The following is a 21,622-nucleotide window of genomic DNA, read 5'->3' on the forward strand; positions in this document are numbered from 1 at the left end:
GCCCATCATGCGCACCATCTACCGCGAGCACCTCAACGCATTTTCCAAGGACTTGCAGATCATGAGCGACACGGTGCGCAGAGTCATGACGTACGCATCCAAGGCGCTTATCGACGCCTCCCTGGACGACGCCGAAGCTGCCCTCACCGAGGCCGACACGCTAAAGGAGATCCGTGTCCGCTGCGAGGAACGCAGCATGGCTCTTCTCGCACTCGAGAACCCCGTCGCATCCGACCTGCGGCAAGTGTTCACGTCCATCTACATCGTGGAGGACTTCAACCGCATGGGTGCCCTTGCCCGCCACATTGCCGGCATCGCGCGGCTGCGGCACCCCGACTACGTCTACGACGAGACCATGCGTCCGACTGTCGTGGAGCTCGCCCGCCTCGTGGACACCATGAGCGACCTCATCCACGATCAGCTCATCAGCCCCGACGTGGACGGGGCGCTGGAAATGAGCAAATTCGACGACGAGCTCGATGCCCTCAATGAGCACCTGCTTAGTTCCGTCACCGCGCGCTCCTGGGAAGGATCGAACCGCGTCGCCGTCGACCTCGCCCTCGTCGGCCGCTACTACGAACGCTATGCCGACCACTGCGTGAACGTGGCTGCCCGCATCGTCTTCCTCGTCACAGGCCTCACGCCCGAGCGCTACGTGAGCAGGAAAGACGCGGAAGGGCACGACGTGGAAATGGATGAGCGATTCCGCGAACTCGAGCGCTACTTCAGCCAGGGCAACTAGAAGCACCACCCGCCGAGATCGGCGCGCCCCGTCTCTGGAAAGCAGCAGCCCCCGCTGGAAACCGTGTGGTTTCTAGCGGGGGCTGCGCTGCGGGGACGCTTTAACCGAAGCGGCCGGCGATGTAGTCCTCGGTCTCCTTACTCTCAGGATTCTCGAAGATGGTGTTGGTGTCGTTGAACTCCACGAGGTGGCCCGGCTTACCGGTCGCCTCAAGGGAGAAGAACGCGGTCTTGTCGGACACACGAGCAGCCTGCTGCATGTTGTGGGTCACGATAACGATGGTGTAGTCATCCTTCAGCTCGTGGATGAGGTCCTCCACAGCGAGGGTAGAGATCGGGTCCAGAGCGGAACACGGCTCGTCCATGAGCAGAACCTCAGGCTGGACTGCGATCGCACGGGCGATGCACAGACGCTGCTGCTGACCACCGGAAAGGCCGCCGCCCGGCTTGTCCAAACGATCCTTGACCTCGTCCCAGAGGTTCGCGCCGCGCAGGGAACGCTCAGCAATTTCCTTGAGCTTGGCCTTGTTCTTCTCGCCGGATAGCTTCAGGCCGGCGACGACGTTGTCCTCGATGGACATGGTCGGGAACGGGTTCGCCTTCTGGAACACCATGCCGATGGTGTTGCGGACAGCCACCGGGTCGACGTTCTTGGCGTAGATGTCGTGGCCGTCGAGAAGCACTTCGCCGTCGACGGACGCGTTCGGGATGACCTCGTGCATGCGGTTCAGGGTGCGCAGCACGGTGGACTTACCGCAGCCGGACGGGCCGATGAACGCGGTCACGGCCTGTGCGGGAATATCCATGTTGACACTCTGCACGGCGTGGAAGTCGCCGTAGTAAATGTCGAGGTCGTTCAACTGGAGCTTGATAGACATTGTTCTCTCCTAGAGGGGAATGAAAGGGCGAGGCGACTTACTTCTTGACCGAGAACTTCGACGCGATGAAACGGGCCAGAAGGTTCAGGACAACGACGAGGATGACCAGGGTGAGGGCTGCACCCCACAGGCGGTTGAGGACCGGCTCGGCGGAACCGGACTTCCACATGTCGAGCATGAACAGCGGCAGCGAGGACTGCGGCTGGTCGAACAGGCCGAACCAGTTGGTCATCGGCGTGGAGCCGACGAGGATCAGCACCGGAGCGGACTCACCCATGACACGGGCGATGGCCAGCATGATACCGGTGACAATGCCGGACAGGGCGGTCGGAAGCACGATGCGCGCAATGGTCTTCCACTTCGGCACACCAAGGGCGTACGACGCCTCGCGCAAGTCCATGGGGACGACGCGGAGCATCTCTTCAGTGTTACGGACAACTACCGGAACCATGAGCAGGATCAAGGAGAGCGACACGGCGAAACCGGAACGCTGCTGACCCAAAATGGTGATCCACAGTGCGTAGATGAACAGGGCGGAAACGATCGACGGGACACCGGAGAGGATGTCCACCATGAAGGTGGTCAGCTTGCCCAGCTTGTTGCCGTTGGAGTACTCCACCAGGTAGATAGCGGTGAAGATACCGATCGGAATGGAGAACAGGGACGCGATCAGGGTCTGCATGATCGTACCGGCGATCGCGTGGAGGGCGCCGCCGCCTTCAGCGCGGTTGCGGACACCTACCATGTCTTCAGTCCACCACTCCGGGGTGATGATGGCGTGGTAGCCGCGGGACACGAGGGTGAACAGCAGCCACAGCAGCGGGATGAGCGCGAGGATCATCGCCAACCACATGAGGCCGCCCATCAGGGAGTTGGTGGTCTTGCGACCCGAGGAAATGTCGGTGAACGGGTTGCCACTTACCGGCTTCGCTTTCGCACGGGTGGCTGTCGCGGCCGCAGCACCAGAGTTGGCTGGGACGGTCTCCGACACTTGGGCGTCCTTCTTGGACTCGCCAGCGTTGTTACCGGGGTATGCAGTGCTCATGTCATACACCTACTTCTTGTTGACAATCGCGCGGGCGATCGAGTTGACGATGAAGGTCAGCAGGAACAGGACCAGACCCGCCGCGATGTAGGCACCGGCGGACGTCGGGTTGTTGAACTCTGCCGAGGCGTTTGCGATGGCGGTAGCGAACGTCGAACCGCCGTCGAAAAGCGAGCCACGGAACTCGGGGCCCGGGGAGACAACCATGTAGAGCGCCATGGTCTCACCCAGTGCGCGGCCGAGCCCGAGCATGGAACCGGCGATGAAGCCGGAGAGGCCGAACGGCAGGACGGTCATGCGGATGACCTCCCAACGGGTCGCACCGAGGGCGAGAGCGGATTCGATCTGTCCCGGAGGGGTCTGCACAAAGATCTCACGCGCTGTTGCGGCGATGACCGGCAGAATCATCACTGCCAGGACGATGCCACCGGTGAGCATGTTACGGCCGGTGTCGAACGACGGGGAGTTCGCGTACTGCTTGAACAGGAAGAAATCGCCGCCCCAGGAGTGGATCCATTCGTAGAAACCGGAGAGTTTCGGACCGAGAACCTGTGCACCCCAGAGACCGTAAACGATCGACGGGACTGCGGCGAGCATGTCCACGAGCGTTCCCAGCGGGCGGACCAGCTGCTTCGGCGCGTAGTTGGACAAGAAAATTGCGATGCCGAGGGCGACCGGCATAGCGATGATGAGAGCGATCAGCGAGACCGTGATCGTGGTGAAGAACAGGTTCGGGATACCGAACTGCATGTTCTCCAGGTTGGCGGTCTGCCACTGGCCGCCGTAAGTGAGGAAGTTCTCCTTGTTCAGGCGCAGCGGATCGAAGGCCTGGATGAGGAGGAAGAGGCCCACCGCAATAATGATCACGGTGATCAGCGCGGCGGAAATGGTGGACAGTGCTTCGAAGATGCGGTCGCCCGGACGCTTCACGCCTGCCCCGGAGGACGCGTTGCCAGCGACGGGTGTGTTGGATGCAGCGGGATCTTGGCCCTTCTCACGCGGAGTAGCCTGCGAAGAGGCAACGACGGGATCTTCGCGGGTGGCGGGGCCAGCACCGCGATCGTCGTGCTCAGTTGCCGGCAATTCGTTGTCAGCCATAGTGACGATTCCTTTGGTTTGTGAACTTCAGTGTGCGTGAGCAGAGGGTTCAAGAGCCGCTCACGCAGATTCCAGGCGTTCGTCCGACCGTGACCTGCCGGAGACGGTTTACGAACCGCCCATCACGTAGACAAGCCCCCGGCTCACAGAGGTGGCGGGGGCAAGTCGTGCTTTCAGACTGTGAGGACTGAAAGCGGGAGCGAAACTGTCTTAGCTGATCGCGTCGACAGAGGTCTTCAGACGCTCAGCGAAGGTGCCGGAAACCGGGATGAAGCCAGCGTCAGCGAGCTCCTCGTCCTGGGACTCGAGGACGACGGTCAGGAAGTCCTTGACCATGTTCTTGGTCTCCTCGTCGTAGCCCTTGGAGCAGACGATCTCGTAGGTGGTCAGGACCAGCGGGTATGCGCCCTCGTTCTTGGAAGCGAACAGAGCCTTGGAATCGACGACGAGGTCGTTGCCCTCGCCCTTGAACTCGGCGTTCTCCAGAGCCTTGTTGACGGACTCGTCGGAGAGCTCGACTGGGCCAGCACCGAAGTCGATGTTTGCGGTGCCGAGGTCGAGGTCGCGAGCGTAGCCAGCCTCGACGTAGGTGATAGCACCCTCGGTAGCATTGACCTGCTCAGCAACAGCGGTGGAGCCGTTAGCGCCAGCGCCGACACCCTGCGGGAAGGCCTTGCCCTCGCCGGTCCACTTGCCATCGGAAGCAGAAGCCAGGAACTTCTGGAAGTTGTCGGAGGTGCCGGACTCGTCGGAGCGGTAGATCACGGAGATGTTGGTGTCCGGGAGGTTCGCACCGTCGTTGTTTTCGGCGATCTTCGGGTCGTTCCACTTGGTGATGGTGCCGTCGAAGATCTCGACGATGTTGTCAACGGTCAGGTTGAGCTCGTCGACGTCCTTCAGGTTGTACGCAACTGCGACCGGGCCGATGACCATCGGCAGGTGCCATGCGTCGTTGCCGCCGCAACGCTGCTTTGCAGCCTCAACCTCGCCCTTGTCTTCCTTCAGGGCGGAGTCGGAGCCAGCGAAGGTGGCCTGGTTACCGATGAAGTTCTTGATGCCGGAGCCGGAACCGGTGGCGTTGTACGCGAGGTTCGCACCCGGAACTTCCTCAGCGTAACGTGCACTGAAGTAGTCCATGGCGTTCGCCTGGGAAGTAGCACCCTCAGCGACGAGCTGGCCGGTCTGGCCGGACAGACCCTCGATGGAACCCTTGCTGTCGTTGCTGTTCTCGGTGTTGGTTTCGTTGGAGTCACCGCATGCAACGAGGGTGACGGAAGTCAGTGCAGCAACACCTGCGATTGCTGCAGAGCGCTTGATGTTACGGATCACGAGGATACCTTTCCGGTGCGAATTCAGATTTCTTCTGAGCATCGGTCTCAGGCCACCGGGAAACGCCATAACGGCGCACCAGTGCCGTGCCTGAGTGCTCACATCTGTGCAAGCTACGTGCCCAGTGTTAACCCCGAGGCCCCTAAACGGTTAACAAAGAGTTAACTTTGGGAACTCCTGTGAATTAGTGGTGCGCTTTATGACCCATTTGGTGCCGGAGGATCTTTTATTCCTCCCTCATTCCTCAGCACCGGCGCCGCTTCGCGAGTACACCACGTGACGCTCCACGACAGCGAAGCCCATTTGCTCGTACCGCCGGACCGCTGGGCCGTTGTCGGCTTCAACGTACAAGATCACCCGGCGAGAGCCGCCTGCGACGAGGTGCTCTAGCCCTGCGCGCATCAGCGGGTCACCGAGGCCCCGGCCACGGAAATCGGAGGCGAGGCCGACAACGTAGACCTCTCCCAGATCGGCGGAGTGGCGCTTGGTCCAGTGGAAGCCAGCGAGCACAGGCAGCTCAGAATCCGTTTTCTCGGCGACAGAGCGGTCATGGTCGGACTCTCCTGAATGGGCAATAACCCAGAGCAGCCGCACGCCGTCCGGGTCGAACCACTCCGTGTCCATGGCATCGTGCAACGCATGCATCGTCCACCCACCCTGCTCTGGGTGCCATGAGAACGCGTCGTTGTTGACATCCAGCCAGGCACGCTCGACGGCATCGTGGCCCCACCGAGCCACCGAGTCGGGGTAGCTCAGTTCGATGAACCCCTCGTCGAGCGATTCAGCTGCGGAGCGGGCACCGCCGACCTCCTGCAAAACTGGCCCATCCAGCGCCATGACGAGCAATTCGCGGGTCGGAGTCAACGACAGGCGTGAAGCGAGCGCCCGCGCCGCGGGGAGATCGCCGTGCGCCCACAGCCCTGAGTCGGGGCGAGCGTTCAGCACCGTTTCCGCCATCTCTTTGCCGTGCCCGTTTCCGCGTGCGGAAGGGTCCACAACTAATTCAGCGGACCCGTCGGGGGCGTAAGCGGCGAGGGCGCGGGGGGTGCCGTCGGTAAGCAATGCCCAATGAACATGGGTAGATGTGCGACCGAGCTCCTTGCGGAAGCCCTCGGAGAACGCCTCCACCCCATCGGTTTCGTGCGCGCGATCGAGCAGCTCTCGCACCTCGCTGAGCAGCGCAGATTCGGCTGATAGATCGACGCGTTGCACTCCGGACAAACCCTGTGTCATGCCCCCAGGCTACGGTAAAAGCATGAAAGCGAAGGGGTTAACGGCCGCAGCGGGCGTGCTCGCAGGAATTGTCGCTGTGGCGTTCGGCGCGGATGCTGCCGTTGCCGCGCGTGTGGAACGCACCCTCGCCGCCCACGCGCGGGAAGCGGACGGACTGCCCGCGGACCCGGACACGTACGTCGGCGGTTTCCCTTTTGCCCAGGTCGCGTTCTCCGGCAAGGTGACGCGCGTGAGCTTCCAGGCACTTGACGTGGATGTGGAGGGCGTGGGCATAGCCAACTCGCGCACAGATATATATGACATCGTCGTGGACGCGAAGAAGGCGGTCGGCGCGGATTTCATAGGCAGCGAGGCCAAGCGGGTCGAGCACACGCTCTCTCTCGACGGCGTGGCCTTCGGGCAACTGCTCGGTATGACAGACCTGGACATCGCGAACCCGTACGATATTTCGCCGACCGGCGGCACCGCCAGCGAAGCACAGCTCACCGGCACCGTCCCCGGCACGGACGAGAAAACGTCGGCAGTGGTCGCCCTCCGCCTCGACGGCGCCACATTCCGCATGGAACCGGTCCAGCTTATCGACGTCCCATCTGATCTCATCCCCGCCGTCACCTCCGCTTATACGCTGGAGCTGGACACCCGGAACATCCCCATCGGCGCGCAGGCCGACAAAGTCGAAGTGGCAGGCGGCTCCATCCGTTTCTCTGCGCAGCAGCACGCGGTGACCCTGACACCCGAGCTGCTCTCCCCCATCGCTGCTCCCGCCAATGCGTGACTACCCTTGACTGGCATGAGCCAAAACAACGAGAACACTAACGACGCCGAGAACACCGACAATGTCGATAACGTGGCGACCGCCAAGCTGAACGGCAATGACGCCGTGAACCTCGCTGCGGAGCAGTCCAAGAACACTGCCCACCGCAACATCCCGGCGCTGGGCTTGGATGATATCCCGTTGCCGGACGACACAGCCAACCTGCGCCAGGGCCCCAACCTGAACGATGGCCTCCTGGGGCTACTGCCGCTGGTAGGCGTGTGGCAGGGCACGGGCCAGGCCGTCGAGCTCCCGGCATCCCCCGACGAGGATCCGGTTGAGTACGCCTTCGGCCAGCAGCTTGTCATCTCCCACGATGGCGAGAATTACCTGAAATTCGACTCCCGCATGTGGCGCATCGATTCCGATGGAAACTCCACGGGCGCAGACCAGCGCGAGACGGGTTTCTGGCGCATCTCGCTTAAAGATGAGATCGAGGTGACGCTGACCAACTCGCGGGGCCTCGTGGAAATCCTCTACGGCTCCCCGGTCAACGAGCGCGCCTGGCAGATCACGTCCGCGTCCACGATCGCCACTGAGACCGGTCCGGCCAACCACGGCCCGGGGAAGCGCATGTACGGCCTGATGCCGAATAACAACCTGGGGTGGGTCGACGAACGCGTGGCTGCCGGCTCCGCCGGCGACGAGCTCGTCTTCATCCCCCACATGTCCGCGGAATTGAAGCGCATCGCCGGCTAAACCTCGGCTGAAACCCCGCTCAACCGCCGGGCACGAAACGGCAGCGGCGAGCTCTACCGCGCCATCGCCGCGCTAATGAGCTTTCGCAGCTTCGCTTCTTCTTTCTTGCTCGGCGCGGGAAGTTCTTTGCCGTCAATGGCGGTCACGCGCACCCCGCCGCGAACAGAGCTGACGAGCCACACCTGGTTGGAACTGAGTAAATAGTCGACATCGAAGTTCTTTTCCTTACATCGCCAGCCGTGCTGCTCGGCCTCAGCGAAGAGGGCGGCCTGCGTCGTGCCGGGCAGGACATCTCCGCCAGTGGTGGGCGTGCGCAGCTTGTCGCCCCTCACAGCGACGACGGAGGACGTCGCTCCTTCCAAGACGCGCCCGGTGGCGGGATCGACGTAGATAACATCGTCGAAACCCTTGCTCTTCGCCCAGCGGACAGCCGACATCGATGCCGCGTAGTTAAGCGTCTTCGCCCCGACGGTGAGCCACGGGGTCTCGTCGGTGGCCGCAAGCGTGTACCCGCGCGGGGCGGTCATGACCTTCGCACCGCGCTCACGCAGCTCAATCTGTTCGCGCGGGATCGGGCGGACCGTCACCCATGCGCTGGGCACGCCGGTTGATTCGCGGCCCCGGGTGTACGTCCATTGGCATTTCGCCTCCACCTCCTGCGGCTCGCACCCGGACTCGCGCACGAAATCGGCCACGGCCTGCTCCGTCGCGGTGCGCCAGGCCCCAGCGGGAGGTTCCGGGAGGTCGAGCAGCCGCGCCGAATTGGCGAAGCGCTTCAGATGCGCGTCAATATTGGTCGGGGCACCGGCAGACACCAGAATCGTCTCGAAGCACCCGTCCCCGCGCGTCACCGCCGCGTCGTCCCAGTACACGTGCGGCAGGTTCGCATTCTGCCGCCGCAGGGAGCCTCCGAACGGCTCAACGAGATAAATGACAGCGTGATTGGGGCCCATACCGGCCCATTATGCCCGCGTAGAATCGGGCCCGTGAAGAACTACCGATCGCCCCTACTGAGCTTCAATGGAGCGGCCGAGCTGCCCGATGCGACGAGCACGCTTATCGACGCCGCCGGCGTCCCCTCCCACTACGGCGACCCCCTGCGGGAGCAGCGTTTCGTGGAGCGCGGCGGCGCCGCTGTCGACCGCAGCCACCGCTGCGTGATCCGCGTGGCCGGACCCGATGCCGCGGAATTTCTGAATAACCTGCTCTCGCAGAAGCTCGACGACACACCCGACGGGTACAGCGCTGCGGTCTGTGACTTGGACATGCAGGGCCGCATCCTCCACCACGCCGACATCACGCGCGTCGGCGACGCCTTTTATCTGGACACCGCGTCGTATGCCGGCGAGTCCTTTGCGGACTACCTGACCAAGATGATCTTCTGGTCCGATGTCACCGTCGAAGAAGCTGATTTGGGCATCATCACGGTGCTCGGTGCGCCGATGTCGTTCACTGTCTCGGACTCGATCAGTGCCGTGTTCAGCCGCGAAGTGGACTGGGCAGGGCCGCGCCGCATCGACATCGCCGTGCCCCGAACGCAGCTCGCAGACGCATACCGTGTTCTCACCAGCCCCGAGTCTGGGCTGGAACGCGCCGGTCTCATGGCGTTCACCGCCGAGCGGGTCAAGGCCCTCGAACCGGAGCACCGGGCAGACTTGGACGCCAAGTCCATCCCCCACGAGGCCCCGACCCTCATTGCCCGCGGTGGACACGTCGGCGCAGTCCACCTGAACAAGGGCTGCTACCGCGGCCAGGAAACAGTCGCGCGCGTGGAGAACTTGGGGCGCTCTCCCCGACTGCTCGTCCTTGTGCACCTAGACGGCTCCGCACCCGTTGAGCCCGCAGCGAGCTCCCCCATCACATTGGGTGGGCGCACCGTGGGCCGGCTAGGCACCGTCGTGCACGACTGCGACTACGGTCCGATCGCTCTGGCGCTGGTGAAGCGCTCCGCTCTGAACATTCCGGCCGGCAACACAGCCGGCGGCTCCGTCAGTTCAGGCAGCTCCCCAGCCCCAACCGCAGGCACGCCGGCCGGGATCACATTGGACATTGAGACCGGGGACGAAGAAAACGGCACGATGACAGTCACCGCTGCCGTGGACATCGATTCCTTGCCGGCGGATGAGGGGGAAAGGGCGGGGCGCCGGGCCGTCGACAAGCTGCGTGGGCGCTAAGTTGCGCGCCCACAAGATGCGCGCGATCCCCATACCCCACGCGTCACACGAGATCTGAGGTTTCGCGTGCGGGAAATCACACGGATCTGGTTCGCGTCTGGCTAGCGCCCGTCTTCGTCTGCGTCCCAGTCGGCGTAGTCCGCATACTGCGGGTCGACATCGTAATCGTCGTCCGAGCTATCGTCCCACTGGTTGGAAGGGGCCTTGCCCGCGAGCTCCCGCTGGAGCGAATCAAGATCCATGTCGGGCGTGTTGTACTTCAACTGGCGTGCGACCTTGGTCTGCTTTGCTTTGGCGCGTCCGCGACCCATGGCGTGACCCCCTTGAGGTGTCTAAAGAGCGGCTCAAATAGTCGGCGACCCTTTTTAAAACGTCTGAAAATTTGTCCTGCATGCCATAATAGCGTGCGCGTCAAATTATGTCGCTCACGGCCGTCACCTGCACAAACCGCGGGGATAACGGGCCTACGCGGGTGAGGCGAGGCTACTTAGTACACGTGAGAGCCGACGAGCGATGCGCGGCGACCGCCGTCCTCCTTGGTCGCGCCGCGGATAACACCGAGCTCCCAGCAGTCGACGTGGCGGGCGGTGAGCATTGCCAGGGCACGGTCCCGGTCCTCCGGCGCGACGATTGCGACCATGCCCACGCCCATGTTGAACGTCTTCTCCATTTCGACGCCGGGGACCTTGCCCACGGTGCGGATCGTGCGGAAGATCTGCGGCGGTTCCCACGACGTGCGGTGCATCTCCGCGACCTTGCCCTCGGGAATCACGCGCTCCATATTGCCCACCAGGCCGCCGCCGGTGACGTGACAGAACGTGCGCACCTCACACTCGTGAGTCAAGGCGAGGCAGTCGAGGGAATAGATGCGAGTGGGCTCCAAAAGCTCCTCGCCCAAGGTCCGACCGAGTTCCTCGATGTGCCCGTCGAGCGGCAGACCAGCCTTCTCCAAAAGCACGTGGCGCGCCAGCGAGTAGCCGTTCGAATGCAGGCCTGACGACGCCATACCGATGATCACGTCACCTTCGCGCACGCGGTCCGGCCCAAGCAGTTCATCCGCTTCCACCACGCCCACTGCGGTGGCGGAGACATCGTACTCGTCCTCCCCCATCACGCCCGGGTGCTCAGCGGTCTCGCCGCCGAGCAGAGCGCAACCGGCCTGGACGCAGCCCTCGGCGATACCGCCGACAATCGTGGCCACTTTCTCCGGAATGACCTTGCCCACGGCGATGTAGTCCTGGAGGAACAGCGGCTCAGCGCCGCACACGACCAGGTCATCGACGCACATGGCCACCAAGTCGATGCCGATGGTGTCGTGCTTGTCCATCGCTTGCGCTACGGCGAGCTTCGTGCCCACTCCATCGGAGCCCGCAGCCAGCAGCGGTTCCTTGTACTTGCCCAGCGCGAACAGGCCCGCGAAACCGCCGAGGCTGCCCCGAACCTCCGGGCGCGTCGCACGCTTGGCGTGCGGGGCGAAGAGCTCCACCGCCTTATCGCCGGCCTCGATGTCCACGCCGGCTGCGGCGTAGGAAACGGACGCGTCGGTGCTTTCCGGGCTACCTGCGCCATTCGAGCTCTCGGGAGTCTCCGGTGCGCCCGGTTGCTGGTTGTCGGGGGTGGGGGTGGTCATGGTGCTTTCGTCCCTTCCTGGATGCGCCGGACGGCGTCAGCGTTGGCATTGTTCTCGGGCAACCCGAGCGGGTAGTGGCCGTCGAAGCAGGCGGCGCACAGATTATTGGCGGGCTTGCCGGTGGAAGCGATCATGTCGTCGATGGACACGAAAGCCAGGGAATCCGCGCCGATGACGCGGCAGATATTCTCCGCTACAGCTTCGTCGTTCCCGCCGGCGTTGTTGGCAATCAGTTCACCGGGGCTGGCAAAGTCGATGCCGTAGAAGCACGGCCACTTCACTGGGGGCGATGCGATACGCACGTGCACCTCGGCCGCGCCGGCCTCACGCAGCATGCGGATGAGTTTGCGCTGCGTATTACCGCGAACAATCGAGTCGTCGACGACGATGAGCGACTTACCCTCGATGATTTCGCGCACCGGGTTGAGCTTCAGGCGCAACCCCAGCTGGCGCAGCGTGTCCGACGGCTGAATGAAGGTACGCCCCACATAGGCGTTCTTCATCAGGCCCTGAGCGAACGGAATGCCGGATTCCTCGGCGTACCCTATGGCGGCCGGTGTGCCGGATTCGGGGACCGGCATGACCACGTCACCGTCGACAGGCACCACATGCGACAAGCGGCGGCCGATTTCCAGGCGGGCCGCGTTGACCGTAGTGCCCTCCACCACCGAATCGGGACGGGCGATGTAGACGTACTCGAACACACACGTCTTCGGGGTGGCCTCGGCGAACCGCTCGGAGTAAATGCCGGAGGAATCGATGGCGATGAGCTCGCCCGGCTCGATATCACGGACGAACGAGGCGCCGGTGATGTCCAGGGCTGAGGTCTCACTGGCGATCACCCAGCCCTGCTCGAGACGCCCCAGCGACAACGGCCGCACACCGTGCGGGTCGCGGGCGGCGTACAGCGTCTTGCCGTCTGTGAAGACAAGACAAAAAGCGCCTTTGAGAGTGGGCAGCAGATTGCGGGCGGAGTCGAGCAGGGTGCGGCCCTCCCGGACACCGTCGGCAAGCAACGCCGACACGACTGCCGTGTCGGAAGACGAGCCCTGCCCCTCGACGCCCTCCTGCGGAACGAGCTTGCGGCGGATCGCCTCATCCTGCAGCGTCTTGTAGTTAACCAAGTTGCCGTTGTGGGCCAGAGACACGTCCGTGCCGTTCGGCGACGTGCGGAACATCGGCTGGACGTTCTCCCAGTTCTGCGCGCCCGCCGTGGAATAGCGCGTGTGACCGATCGCCACATCGCCCTGTAGGGCATCCAGAATCGCCTCGTCGAAGACCTGCGAGACCAGACCGCTGTCCTTGAACACCACAATGCGGCCGTCATCGCCCACCGCGATACCGGCCCCCTCCTGGCCGCGGTGCTGCAAGGCGAAGAGGCCGAAATACGTCAGTTTAGAGACGTCCTCGCCCGGCGCCCATACACCGAATACGCCGCACTCCTCGCGCGGCTCGTTCTCCTCAGCATCCATGTCACGCGGAGCACACGGAACGCCCCGAGGCATGTCAGCATCAACAGCATCGGCATTCAAGCTTTGCACGGGCTCAACCCTAGTGGATTCACTCACCTAGAGGGCAATCACCGGCAGCCCCGCGGTGACCTCCCCGGCGCGGGAACCCGAGGCCTCCACGCGGCCGTCGTCCACGGCTGACGCGTAACCCACTTTCCCTGTGGCCAACTGCAACCACACCAGAGGCGACATCTCCACCACGTTCGGCGGTGTGCCACGGGTGTGCCGCGGACCATCAACACACTGGACAGCCACGAACGGAGGCACCCTCAGTTCCACCGTGTGTCCGGGAAGTTCGCCGGCAAGGGCACGCGCGGTGCGTCGACAAGCGTCTGCAATCAGCCCCCGCGCCGGAACGGGCGCTCCATCCGGGTCCTCGATCCATCCTTTGACCGCCTCGACAGCGGCGCGAGTTGCCTGCGGGTCGTTCTTAGGAGCCATGAACGCAGTCTACGTATTACACTCACAGAAATGACCGAGACAGCGGAAACTGTAGACAAGTCCTCATCCATCACCCTCCGATTCATGGCGGCCCCCACCGACGTGATCCACGCCGGTGCCCAAGGCGTTTCCGGAGGCCGCGTGCTCGAGTGGATCGACAAAGCGGCCTACGCCTGCGCGGTCCAGTGGTCCTCAACCTACTGCGTCACCGCCTACGTGGGACACATCCACTTCACCCGCCCGATTCCGTCCGGCCACATCGTCGAGGTGCGCTCCCGCATCGCCATGACCGGCCGTTCCTCCATGCACATCGTCAACGAGGTGCTCTCCGCCGATCCCCGCGAGGGCGTGTTCACCCGCGCCTGCGACTGCCTAGTGATCTTCGTGGCCAAAGACCCCGAGACCGGCAAGGGCATGGAAGTGCCTAAGTACATCCCGGTTACCGAGGAAGAAAAGCGCGTCGAACAGGCCGCGGAATCCCGTCTCCAGCTCCGCAAAGACATCGAAAACGAGATGCTCAAGCAGACCTACGACGGCGACTCCAAGGCCCCGCGCACCATCCACCGCTTCATGGCCAAGCCGACCGACATCAACTGGGGCGGCAAGGTCCACGGCGGCACCGCCATGGAGTGGATCGACTCCGCCGGCACGTCCTGCACCATGGAATGGTCTGGCGAGCAGACCGCCGCTGTCTACGCCGGCGGCATCCGCTTCTACCGCCCCATTTCCATCGGCGACCTCATCGAGGTGGACGCCCGCCTGACCCGCACCGGCGAACGCTCCATGAGCGTGAGCACGCACGTCCGCTCCGGCGACCCCCGCGGCGGCCGCGAGAACCTGCAGACCGCAATCCACGCCACCTTCACCTACGTGGCCACCGACATCGACGGCGACCCGTTGCAGGCCCGCCAGTTCGTCCCCGAGACCGACGAGGACAAGGCCCTGTGGGAGCACGCCGAGGTGCTCAAAGAGCTGCGCGAGGAGTACCGCCCGATGCCGCTGGTCAGCCCGAACCCGCCGCATCAGTCGATCGACTAGAACGCGCCGCGTCCTACACGCCACGTTCCGCGCGACGAAAAGCGCCGGGGAGATTGTTTTCCTCCCCGGCGCTTTTTGTGTCGCCTACTGCCCAATCAGACAGCGGCGCTCGGCATTAAACGGCGGCGTTCGGCGCGTCCGCGTGAGCGAACAGCCCCGGCAGCGTCCCGGACCACGCCGTGCGCAGCGCCTCCATGCTGACGGACTGGCCCGCGGCCGGAGTCCCGTCGGCGAAGGTGATCTCGCCGCTGGTGTTTGTCGCACCAATGACGGCGGCAGGAATGCCCAGCTCCACAGCCTCGGCAACCACACGGTCCACACGGTCCGGGCTGCAAGCGACGAGCACGCGGGAGGCGGACTCGGAGAACAATGCGGTGAACGCGTCCTCGTGCACATCGGTGAGGTCGAGTTCCGCTCCCTTGCCAGTGTCCTTGAGCATCTCGAAGACGGCTTGGCCCAGGCCACCCTCTGAGAGGTCATGGGCGGCGGTGAGGCCGAATGCCGCGCCGGATTCATCCCCGCGCTCGGCGGAGCCGCAGAAGAAGTCCGCCAGCTTCGCCTCGTTTGCCAGGTCGACCTGAGGCGGAAGCCCGGACAAGCCCGCGCCGGAAATGTCCTGCCACACGGAACCGCCGAACTCGTCTTTGGTCTCACCGAGAAGGACCAGCACATCGGAATCGCCGTTGTTGACCACGCGGTGGCTCACGGAGTGCGCGACATCGTCGATCACACCCAGCACGCCGACCACCGGCGTTGGCAGGATCGGGGTGTCGCCCGTCTGGTTGTAGAAGGACACGTTTCCGCCGGACACGGGGATCCTCAGCTCATTCGCACCGTCGGCCAGACCGTGAACAGCTTCGCGGAACTGCCACATCACATCGGGGTTCTCCGGGGAACCGAAGTTGAGGCAGTTGGTCACGGCCACCGGGCGGGCACCGGTCACAGCCACGTTGCGGTAGGACTCCGCCAGCGCGAGGCGCGCGCCCATATTCGGATCCAGGTAGGAGTAGCAGCCGGATGCGTCGGCAGAGACGGCGACACCGCGGCCGGAGGTTTCGTCGATACGCAGGACACCCGAATCCGCGTGGCGCGCTTGAACAGTGTTGCCGCGCACGTAGCGGTCGTACTGCTCGGTGATCCAGTCGCGCGAGCACAGCGCGGGCGACGCGACGAGCTGCAGCCACGCGTCGACGACATCAGCAGGCTTATCGACGTCCCCCTGCTCCTGCACCCCGTCCTGCCACTCCGGGCGCGCCCAGGGCCGCTCGTAGACGGGAGCTTCATCTGCGATGGTCGACGGCGGCGCGTCTAGGACGATCTCGCCGTTGTGCTCGATGATGAGGCGGTCGGCTTCGCCGGTCACCTCGCCGATCTCCGCGCAGGCGACATCCCACTTTGCGCAAATCGCCTTGAACTTCTCCACGTTCTCCGGTGCCACCACAGCGCACATGCGCTCCTGCGACTCGGAGGCGAGGATCTCCGCAGCTGTCATGTTCTCCGCCCGCAGCGGGACCGCGTCGAGGTTGACGCGCATGCCGCCGTCACCTGAAGCAGCCAGCTCGGAGGTGGCGCAGGCCAGACCCGCACCGCCCAGGTCTTGGATGCCCACGACCACGTCTGCGCCGTACAGCTCGAGGCAGCACTCGATGAGGACCTTTTCCGCGAAGGGGTCGCCGACCTGCACCGCCGGCAGCTTGCGCTCTGCACCCTCCTCGAAAGTCTCCGATGCCAGCACCGACACGCCGCCGATGCCGTCCAGGCCCGTGCGGGAGCCGAACAGCATGACCTTGTTGCCCTGGCCAGAAGCGAAAGCGAGCTTCAGATCCTCGACTTTCAGTGTGCCCACGCACAAGGCGTTGACCAGAGGGTTACCCGCGTAGGTGGCGTCAAAGGAGGTCTCGCCACCGATGTTCGGGAGACCGAGCGAGTTGCCGTAACCGCCGATGCCAGAGACGACGCCGGGCAGGACGCGCTTGGTGTCATCCGCGTCCGCCGGGCCAAAACGCAGCTGGTCCATCACTGCGATCGGGCGCGCGCCCATGGCCATGATGTCGCGGACGATGCCGCCGACACCCGTCGCCGCACCCTGGTACGGCTCAACGTAGGAGGGGTGGTTGTGGGATTCCACGCGGAACGTCACCGCGTTGCCGTCGCCGATGTCCACCACACCGGCGTTCTCGCCAATGCCGGCGAGAAGCTTCGCCCCCATCTCCTCGGTCATGGTCTCGCCGAAGTAGCGCAGGTGCACCTTGGATGACTTGTAAGAGCAGTGCTCGGACCACATCACCGAGTAGACGGTCAGCTCCGCGTCAGTGGGGCGGCGTCCGAGGATCTCGCGGATGCGGGCGTACTCGTCGTCTTTCAGTCCCAGCGCTGCGTACGGCTGCTCGTGCTCCGGTGTCGCTTTCGCGGCCTCCACAGTGTCGTTGTGCACGAGCGGGTTCTTTTCCTGTTCGTTCACGCGAATCACGCTCCAATCTTCGAGATTTCGGCAATGGCGGACTGGATCAGTCCCAGGCCGTCAGTGGACGGCCCGGTGAGCAGATCGATCGCGTGCTCCGGGTGCGGCATGAGCCCCACGACGCGGCGGTTCTCACTAGTCACGCCAGCGATGCCGTTCATAGAGCCGTTGAAGTTGTCGGTGTAACGGAACACCACACGCCCCTCGGCCTCGAGCTCGTCCACAGTGGCCTGGTCCGCCTGGAAGCGGCCCTCACCGTGTTTTGCGGGCACGAGAATCTTCTGGCCCGCCTCGAACTTGCTCGTCCACGCGGTCTCGGCATTGGCCACCTCAAGGTAGGTGTCCGTGCAGTGGAAGTGCAGGCCCTTATTACGGGTCAGAGCACCCGGAAGCAGTCCAGATTCAGTCAAGATCTGGAAGCCGTTGCAGATGCCCAGCACCGGCATGCCTTTACCGGCAGCCTCGACGACGGCCTTCATCATCGGTGCCATCGCCGCGATGGCACCGGAGCGCAAGTAGTCACCGTAAGAGAAACCGCCCGGAACGATGACAGCGTCAATGCCCGTCAAATCCTGGTCTGCGTGCCAGAGAGATTTCGGCTCCGCCCCAGCGAGGCGGGCGGCGCGGAGCGCATCAACGTCGTCAAGCGTGCCGGGGAACGTGATGACCCCGATGGTCGCTGTCATGCTTAAGCCTCCCCTTCGCCCTCGCGCACGACGACGAAATCCTCGATCACGGTGTTGGTGAGCAGCGTCTCGGCGACGCGGTGCAGCTCCTCGTCCGTGACGGAATCCGCCACCTCGAGCTCGAAGCGCTTACCTTGACGGACGTCGGCCACCCCGTTCACCCCGATGCGCCCCAGCGCACGGTGCACGGCCTGGCCTTGCGGATCCAGAATTTCAGCCTTGGGCATGACATTGACAACGACTCGTGCCATGAGAATCCTTCACAATTTGGGGTCTGAAGACGCGGTTCAGTATATCCGACACCCTGACCATTCCACTTTTTCCGGGCGATCCCATCACGACCCATTAAAAACAGTTTTCATTACTGCTTAGATATTCCCCATGCGAAAAACCCTCACCTATCGTTCCGTCTTCGCCTTCGCCGCCCTTGCCCTCGTCGGCGCGAGCGTAACCGCCTGCTCCTCCGGGGAACCGGACTCCGCAGACCCCTCCGCCACCGGCCCCAACGGCGACAGCTCCGTCCTGGCCACCACCAGCGTCTGGGCCGACGTCACGGCAGCCGTCACCGGCGCACAGGTGGAGGCGATCATCTCCGGTACCGACATCGATCCGCATCACTTCGAGCCTTCCGCCAAAGACCTCGCCCGCGTCCGCGAGGCCGGCACCCTCGTCGCCAACGGCGGACCCTATGATGCAAGCCTCTACACAGTCGCCGAGCAAGATCGCATCATCAGCGCCATTCCCCTCGTGAACAAGGAAGAAGCCGAAGCGCATTCCCGCGAGCTTGATCACGCCCACGGCAACGGGGAGAACCACGGCCACAGCCACAGCCACGACAGCACCCCCGGTAACCCAGACGACCTTGAGCACGCGTGGTTTTCCACCGAGAAAATCAAGCAGGTCGCATCCGCACTGAAAGAGAAGGTCGGCGGTTCGACTGAAGACGTGGACACACGCATGGACGCAGTGAACCAGAAACTCGCCGAGCTGCCGCACACGCACGTGGCCATGACTGAGCCCATCGCCGCCCCCCTGGTGTGGGGCACCGAACTGCACGACATCACGCCCGAGGGATATATGCGCTCCGCGCTCAACGAAGCCGATCCGTCGGTGCAGGATGTTGCCGCTTTCCTCGACGAGATCAAAGCGGGCCACGTCGACATTCTGATTGCGAACCCCCAGAGCACCAACAGCGCCACCGAGCAGTTGACCAATGCCGCCCGCGAGAACAACGTGGCCATCGTGGAGATGCGCGAGACTCCGCCCGAAGGCGTGAACTTCCTCGACTACTTCGACCAGGTCGTCGATCAGCTCGTCGACGCCGTGAGTAGCCTGCCGCAGGACGGCAACGACGACACACACGACCACGGCGATCCACACAACGATGAGGAGCACGCCGCCTAGATAGTCCGATTGTCACCGTTCAGTTATCTTTACAGCGTTATCAGCGATTGAAATTGATTTTCAGCAGTGGTTTGATCAGACAGTGACCTTCACACCCGCCTCTCCCCCGGAACCAGACGGAGCAAGCCGAGCGACTGGCACCGCGGCACCCTCAAACTCGCCGGTGATGCTGCAGCTCGCCGACGCAGCCGTCAGTCCACTGTGGGCCGATCTGAACCTGGAGCTCCGACGCGGGGAATTCGTTGCGGTGCTGGGGCCCAACGGCGTGGGCAAATCGACGCTGCTCCACACGATCATGGGTACGCGGAAGCTCACGTCCGGCACGGTTGAGGCAACTGACCGGGTGGGCTTCATTCCGCAGCAACACATGTTCCCGGCTGATCTGCCGGTCCGTGGCCGGGACCTTGTGTCGCTGGCATGCGCGCACGGCATCACACGACGTCGACCGCTGAAGGGAAAGGTCGACGACCTGCTCGAGCGCGTGGGGGCCACCCATTTCGCGGATCAGCGCGTGGGTCTCCTGTCGGGCGGGCAGCAGCAGCTCATCCGCCAAGCCCAAGCACTGGCAGGAGATCCGGAGCTCATGCTTGCCGACGAACCCCTCCTCTCCCTCGACCCCGCCCGCGAACGGGACACCGTCGATAGGCTCGCTTCTCTCGATGCCGCGGTGCTGTGCGTGACGCACTCGATCAACCCGTTCTTGTCGGTGGTGGACAGGGTCCTCTACCTCGGCCCGGAAGGCCACGTCGTGGGTGAAGTAGGCGAGGTGATGCGCTCGGATGTTTTGAGCGACCTGTACGGAACGCACGTGGATGTGGTGGAGGCCAACGGACGGATGGTGGTTCTGTGACGGAAGCATTCGAAACGACCCAGTACTTGCTCGGCCTCGACTTCGTTCAGGTCACGCTGATCGCCTGCGCGCTACTCGGTCTCTTGTCAGGGGTGATGGCGCCCCTGATCGTGGTGCGGCAAATGTCGTTCTCCGTGCACGCGACGTCAGAGCTCGCCCTCATGGGCGCATCAGCGGCGCTGCTGTTCGGCGCCAATGTCGGGTTCGGTGCAGTGGCGGGTGCGGTCGTCGCGGCAGTCGTGCTGGCGGCGCTCGGGTTCCGGGGCCAGCAGGACTCCGCAGTCGGCGTGGTGATGAGTTTCGGCATGGGCTTATCCGTTCTGTTCATCCACCTGTATCCGGGCAATTCCAACCGGGCGCTGGCGTTGCTTACAGGTCAGATCGTGGGCATTTCGGGGCAGAATATGTGGCTTCTCGCGGGTACCACGGTGCTCGTCGTAACTGCCGTGGCGGTGCTGTGGCGCCCGCTACTGTTCGCGTCCGCGGACCCGGCCATGGCGGCAGCGGCCGGGGTGAATGTGCGCGCCATGTCTGTCCTGTTCGCAGTACTGGTGGGTATCGCGTCCGCCCAGTCGGTGCAGATCGTCGGTGCGCTGCTGGTCATGTCGCTGCTGATCACACCCGGTGCGGCGGCCACCCAGATCACGGGCAGTCCGGTGCGCGCGGCCGTCTGGTCCATCGTGATCGCAGAGGTCTCGGCGGTGGGCGGCATGATTCTCTCCCTGGCGCCGGGTGTGCCGGTGAGCGTGTTTGTCGCGTTCATCTCCTTCGGCATCTACCTGGTGTGCCGGATCCTCGGCGGACTGCAGCGCCGGCGCATTGGAAGAGGAGCGCAGGGCCGCCGCATCGGAGGCAGGACGCGTCAGAGGTCCCGGTAGTTCACCGGAGTCAGGCCCTCTTCAGCGGCGGCAACAGCGGCCGCGATGAAGTCGTTGCGAACCTTCTTCTTCGATAGGTTCCTGCCTGAGACAGAAAGGCGAACGGTGTTTCCGAGCTTGGCGCTGCGCACGGCAGCGTCGATAATGCTGCGGCGCCACCACCCCGCCGCACCGAAGCCCTCACCGACGGAGAGGTTGCGAGAGTAGACGATCTCGCCCGTGCGCAGGAAGTAAATGCCCTTAGTTGATGCGGCGAGACGGAAGTCGAATTTCTGCAGCGCCTCCAAGGTACCGTCGGACATGCGCCAGCGCGGCGGGGCGAAGGTGTCCAGCTCGAAGCCGAGCTTTTCCATCTGACGCGTCGCGCCCTTGAGCCGCAGCTTCGCTTCATGGGCTTCTAGGTTGGCGAATTCCGCGCGGCGCCCCTGCACCGGCTGGTCGAAGCCATTGAGAATGAGACCGCGGCCGCCTTCCATTTGCTCCTTGAGCCAGCCACGGGTCTTCGCGTCCTTAGCCAAGTGCCATTTCTTGTCGATGTGCGGCGCCACAAGCAGCGATACCGGGATGTTCTCAAACTCCAAGTCGCTGACGAGCTTTTGCACGTCCTTTCGTGTCTCGTCGAAAATCGAAGAAACGGAGACGAGCAGGTGGCGGGACATGGGGATCATTCTACTTACACAGCAAAGCCCCCGCTCGATGAGCAAGCGGGAGC

General features: G+C 63.8%; 22 protein-coding genes. 8 read left to right on the forward strand and 14 right to left on the reverse strand.

Annotated features, from left to right (window positions below; translation table 11 throughout):
• Positions 1-7: 7 nt before the first annotated feature.
• Complete coding sequence (locus QYQ98_RS04285; RefSeq protein WP_302007511.1) at positions 8-742, forward strand: phosphate uptake regulator PhoU; 735 nt, start codon at positions 8-10, stop codon at positions 740-742.
• Between the two features lie 100 nt (positions 743-842).
• On the opposite strand, the gene pstB is transcribed toward QYQ98_RS04285, so the two are convergent.
• The 5 genes from pstB to mshD all read right to left on the reverse strand — a co-directional run bounded on the left by pstB (position 843) and on the right by mshD (position 6,324).
• Positions 843-1,619 (reverse strand): phosphate ABC transporter ATP-binding protein PstB, encoded by a 777-nt coding sequence (gene pstB / locus QYQ98_RS04290; RefSeq protein WP_302007512.1) that lies wholly within the window; start codon positions 1,617-1,619, stop codon positions 843-845.
• Between the two features lie 37 nt (positions 1,620-1,656).
• Positions 1,657-2,664 carry a phosphate ABC transporter permease PstA gene (gene pstA / locus QYQ98_RS04295; protein WP_302007513.1) on the reverse strand — a complete coding sequence of 336 codons (1,008 nt, stop codon included), beginning with the start codon at positions 2,662-2,664 and terminating at the stop codon, positions 1,657-1,659.
• A 9-nt stretch (positions 2,665-2,673) separates the two neighbouring features.
• A complete protein-coding gene (pstC, locus tag QYQ98_RS04300) occupies positions 2,674-3,762 on the reverse strand; it encodes a phosphate ABC transporter permease subunit PstC (RefSeq protein WP_302007515.1) in 1,089 nt (362 codons plus the stop codon).
• 210 nt (positions 3,763-3,972) lie between these two features.
• On the reverse strand, positions 3,973-5,091 hold the full coding sequence (gene pstS, locus QYQ98_RS04305) for a phosphate ABC transporter substrate-binding protein PstS (RefSeq protein WP_302007516.1): 1,119 nt from the start codon (positions 5,089-5,091) through the stop codon (positions 3,973-3,975).
• Positions 5,092-5,328: 237 nt separating this feature from the next.
• Positions 5,329-6,324, reverse strand: a complete 996-nt coding sequence (gene mshD / locus QYQ98_RS04310) for a mycothiol synthase (RefSeq protein WP_302007517.1) — start codon at positions 6,322-6,324, stop codon at positions 5,329-5,331.
• 22 nt (positions 6,325-6,346) lie between these two features.
• On the opposite strand from mshD, the gene QYQ98_RS04315 reads away from it, so the two are divergent.
• Entirely contained in the window at positions 6,347-7,099 is a 753-nt protein-coding gene (locus QYQ98_RS04315) for a DUF2993 domain-containing protein (protein WP_302007519.1), read from the forward strand.
• A gap of 15 nt (positions 7,100-7,114) precedes the next feature.
• The gene (locus QYQ98_RS04320) at positions 7,115-7,837 is read left to right on the forward strand and encodes an FABP family protein (protein WP_302007520.1); all 723 of its coding nucleotides are present in this window, start codon (positions 7,115-7,117) and stop codon (positions 7,835-7,837) included.
• A 53-nt stretch (positions 7,838-7,890) separates the two neighbouring features.
• Here QYQ98_RS04320 and QYQ98_RS04325 read toward each other — a convergent pair whose 3' ends face one another.
• A complete protein-coding gene (locus QYQ98_RS04325; protein ID WP_302007521.1) occupies positions 7,891-8,790 on the reverse strand; it encodes an aminodeoxychorismate lyase in 900 nt (299 codons plus the stop codon).
• Positions 8,791-8,823: 33 nt separating this feature from the next.
• Here QYQ98_RS04325 and QYQ98_RS04330 point away from each other — a divergent pair, with 33 nt between their 5' ends.
• On the forward strand, positions 8,824-10,011 hold the full coding sequence (locus QYQ98_RS04330; RefSeq protein WP_302007522.1) for a folate-binding protein YgfZ: 1,188 nt from the start codon (positions 8,824-8,826) through the stop codon (positions 10,009-10,011).
• Positions 10,012-10,112: 101 nt separating this feature from the next.
• Here QYQ98_RS04330 and QYQ98_RS04335 read toward each other — a convergent pair whose 3' ends face one another.
• From QYQ98_RS04335 to QYQ98_RS04350, 4 genes are all read right to left on the reverse strand, one after another.
• Positions 10,113-10,322 carry a DUF3073 domain-containing protein gene (locus QYQ98_RS04335; RefSeq protein WP_302007523.1) on the reverse strand — a complete coding sequence of 70 codons (210 nt, stop codon included), beginning with the start codon at positions 10,320-10,322 and terminating at the stop codon, positions 10,113-10,115.
• Positions 10,323-10,498: 176 nt separating this feature from the next.
• On the reverse strand, positions 10,499-11,641 hold the full coding sequence (purM, locus tag QYQ98_RS04340; RefSeq protein ID WP_302007524.1) for a phosphoribosylformylglycinamidine cyclo-ligase: 1,143 nt from the start codon (positions 11,639-11,641) through the stop codon (positions 10,499-10,501).
• Positions 11,638-13,146, reverse strand: a complete 1,509-nt coding sequence (gene purF / locus QYQ98_RS04345) for an amidophosphoribosyltransferase (RefSeq protein ID WP_302007671.1) — start codon at positions 13,144-13,146, stop codon at positions 11,638-11,640. The genes purM and purF overlap by 4 nt, the downstream gene beginning before the upstream one ends.
• 63 nt (positions 13,147-13,209) lie before the next feature.
• The gene (locus QYQ98_RS04350; protein ID WP_302007525.1) at positions 13,210-13,593 is read right to left on the reverse strand and encodes a sterol carrier family protein; all 384 of its coding nucleotides are present in this window, start codon (positions 13,591-13,593) and stop codon (positions 13,210-13,212) included.
• Between the two features lie 30 nt (positions 13,594-13,623).
• On the opposite strand from QYQ98_RS04350, the gene QYQ98_RS04355 reads away from it, so the two are divergent.
• Positions 13,624-14,631, forward strand: a complete 1,008-nt coding sequence (locus QYQ98_RS04355) for an acyl-CoA thioesterase (RefSeq protein WP_302007526.1) — start codon at positions 13,624-13,626, stop codon at positions 14,629-14,631.
• A 115-nt stretch (positions 14,632-14,746) separates the two neighbouring features.
• Here QYQ98_RS04355 and purL read toward each other — a convergent pair whose 3' ends face one another.
• Genes purL through purS form a run of 3 tightly spaced genes read right to left on the reverse strand, consistent with a single transcriptional unit; the run spans position 14,747 to position 18,029 of the window.
• A complete protein-coding gene (gene purL / locus QYQ98_RS04360) occupies positions 14,747-17,101 on the reverse strand; it encodes a phosphoribosylformylglycinamidine synthase subunit PurL (RefSeq protein ID WP_302007527.1) in 2,355 nt (784 codons plus the stop codon).
• Positions 17,098-17,778, reverse strand: a complete 681-nt coding sequence (purQ, locus tag QYQ98_RS04365) for a phosphoribosylformylglycinamidine synthase subunit PurQ (protein WP_302007528.1) — start codon at positions 17,776-17,778, stop codon at positions 17,098-17,100. The genes purL and purQ overlap by 4 nt, the downstream gene beginning before the upstream one ends.
• A gap of 2 nt (positions 17,779-17,780) precedes the next feature.
• Complete coding sequence (purS, locus tag QYQ98_RS04370; protein ID WP_302007530.1) at positions 17,781-18,029, reverse strand: phosphoribosylformylglycinamidine synthase subunit PurS; 249 nt, start codon at positions 18,027-18,029, stop codon at positions 17,781-17,783.
• A 130-nt stretch (positions 18,030-18,159) separates the two neighbouring features.
• Here purS and QYQ98_RS04375 point away from each other — a divergent pair, with 130 nt between their 5' ends.
• The 3 genes from QYQ98_RS04375 to QYQ98_RS04385 all read left to right on the forward strand — a co-directional run bounded on the left by QYQ98_RS04375 (position 18,160) and on the right by QYQ98_RS04385 (position 20,910).
• Complete coding sequence (locus QYQ98_RS04375) at positions 18,160-19,182, forward strand: metal ABC transporter solute-binding protein, Zn/Mn family (RefSeq protein ID WP_302007531.1); 1,023 nt, start codon at positions 18,160-18,162, stop codon at positions 19,180-19,182.
• A 163-nt stretch (positions 19,183-19,345) separates the two neighbouring features.
• Positions 19,346-20,032 carry a metal ABC transporter ATP-binding protein gene (locus tag QYQ98_RS04380; protein ID WP_302007532.1) on the forward strand — a complete coding sequence of 229 codons (687 nt, stop codon included), beginning with the start codon at positions 19,346-19,348 and terminating at the stop codon, positions 20,030-20,032.
• Positions 20,029-20,910: a metal ABC transporter permease gene (locus QYQ98_RS04385; protein WP_302007533.1), complete on the forward strand. Its 882-nt coding sequence runs from the start codon at positions 20,029-20,031 to the stop codon at positions 20,908-20,910. Before QYQ98_RS04380 ends, QYQ98_RS04385 begins: the two co-directional genes overlap by 4 nt.
• Here the strand turns inward: QYQ98_RS04385 and QYQ98_RS04390 are convergent.
• On the reverse strand, positions 20,895-21,569 hold the full coding sequence (locus QYQ98_RS04390) for a DUF2334 domain-containing protein (RefSeq protein ID WP_302007534.1): 675 nt from the start codon (positions 21,567-21,569) through the stop codon (positions 20,895-20,897). The two genes, QYQ98_RS04385 and QYQ98_RS04390, sit on opposite strands and share 16 nt — an antisense overlap.
• Positions 21,570-21,622: the final 53 nt, after the last annotated feature.

Source organism: Corynebacterium sp. P3-F1 (assembly GCF_030503635.1).
In the GTDB taxonomy this organism is placed as follows: Bacteria; Actinomycetota; Actinomycetes; order Mycobacteriales; family Mycobacteriaceae; genus Corynebacterium.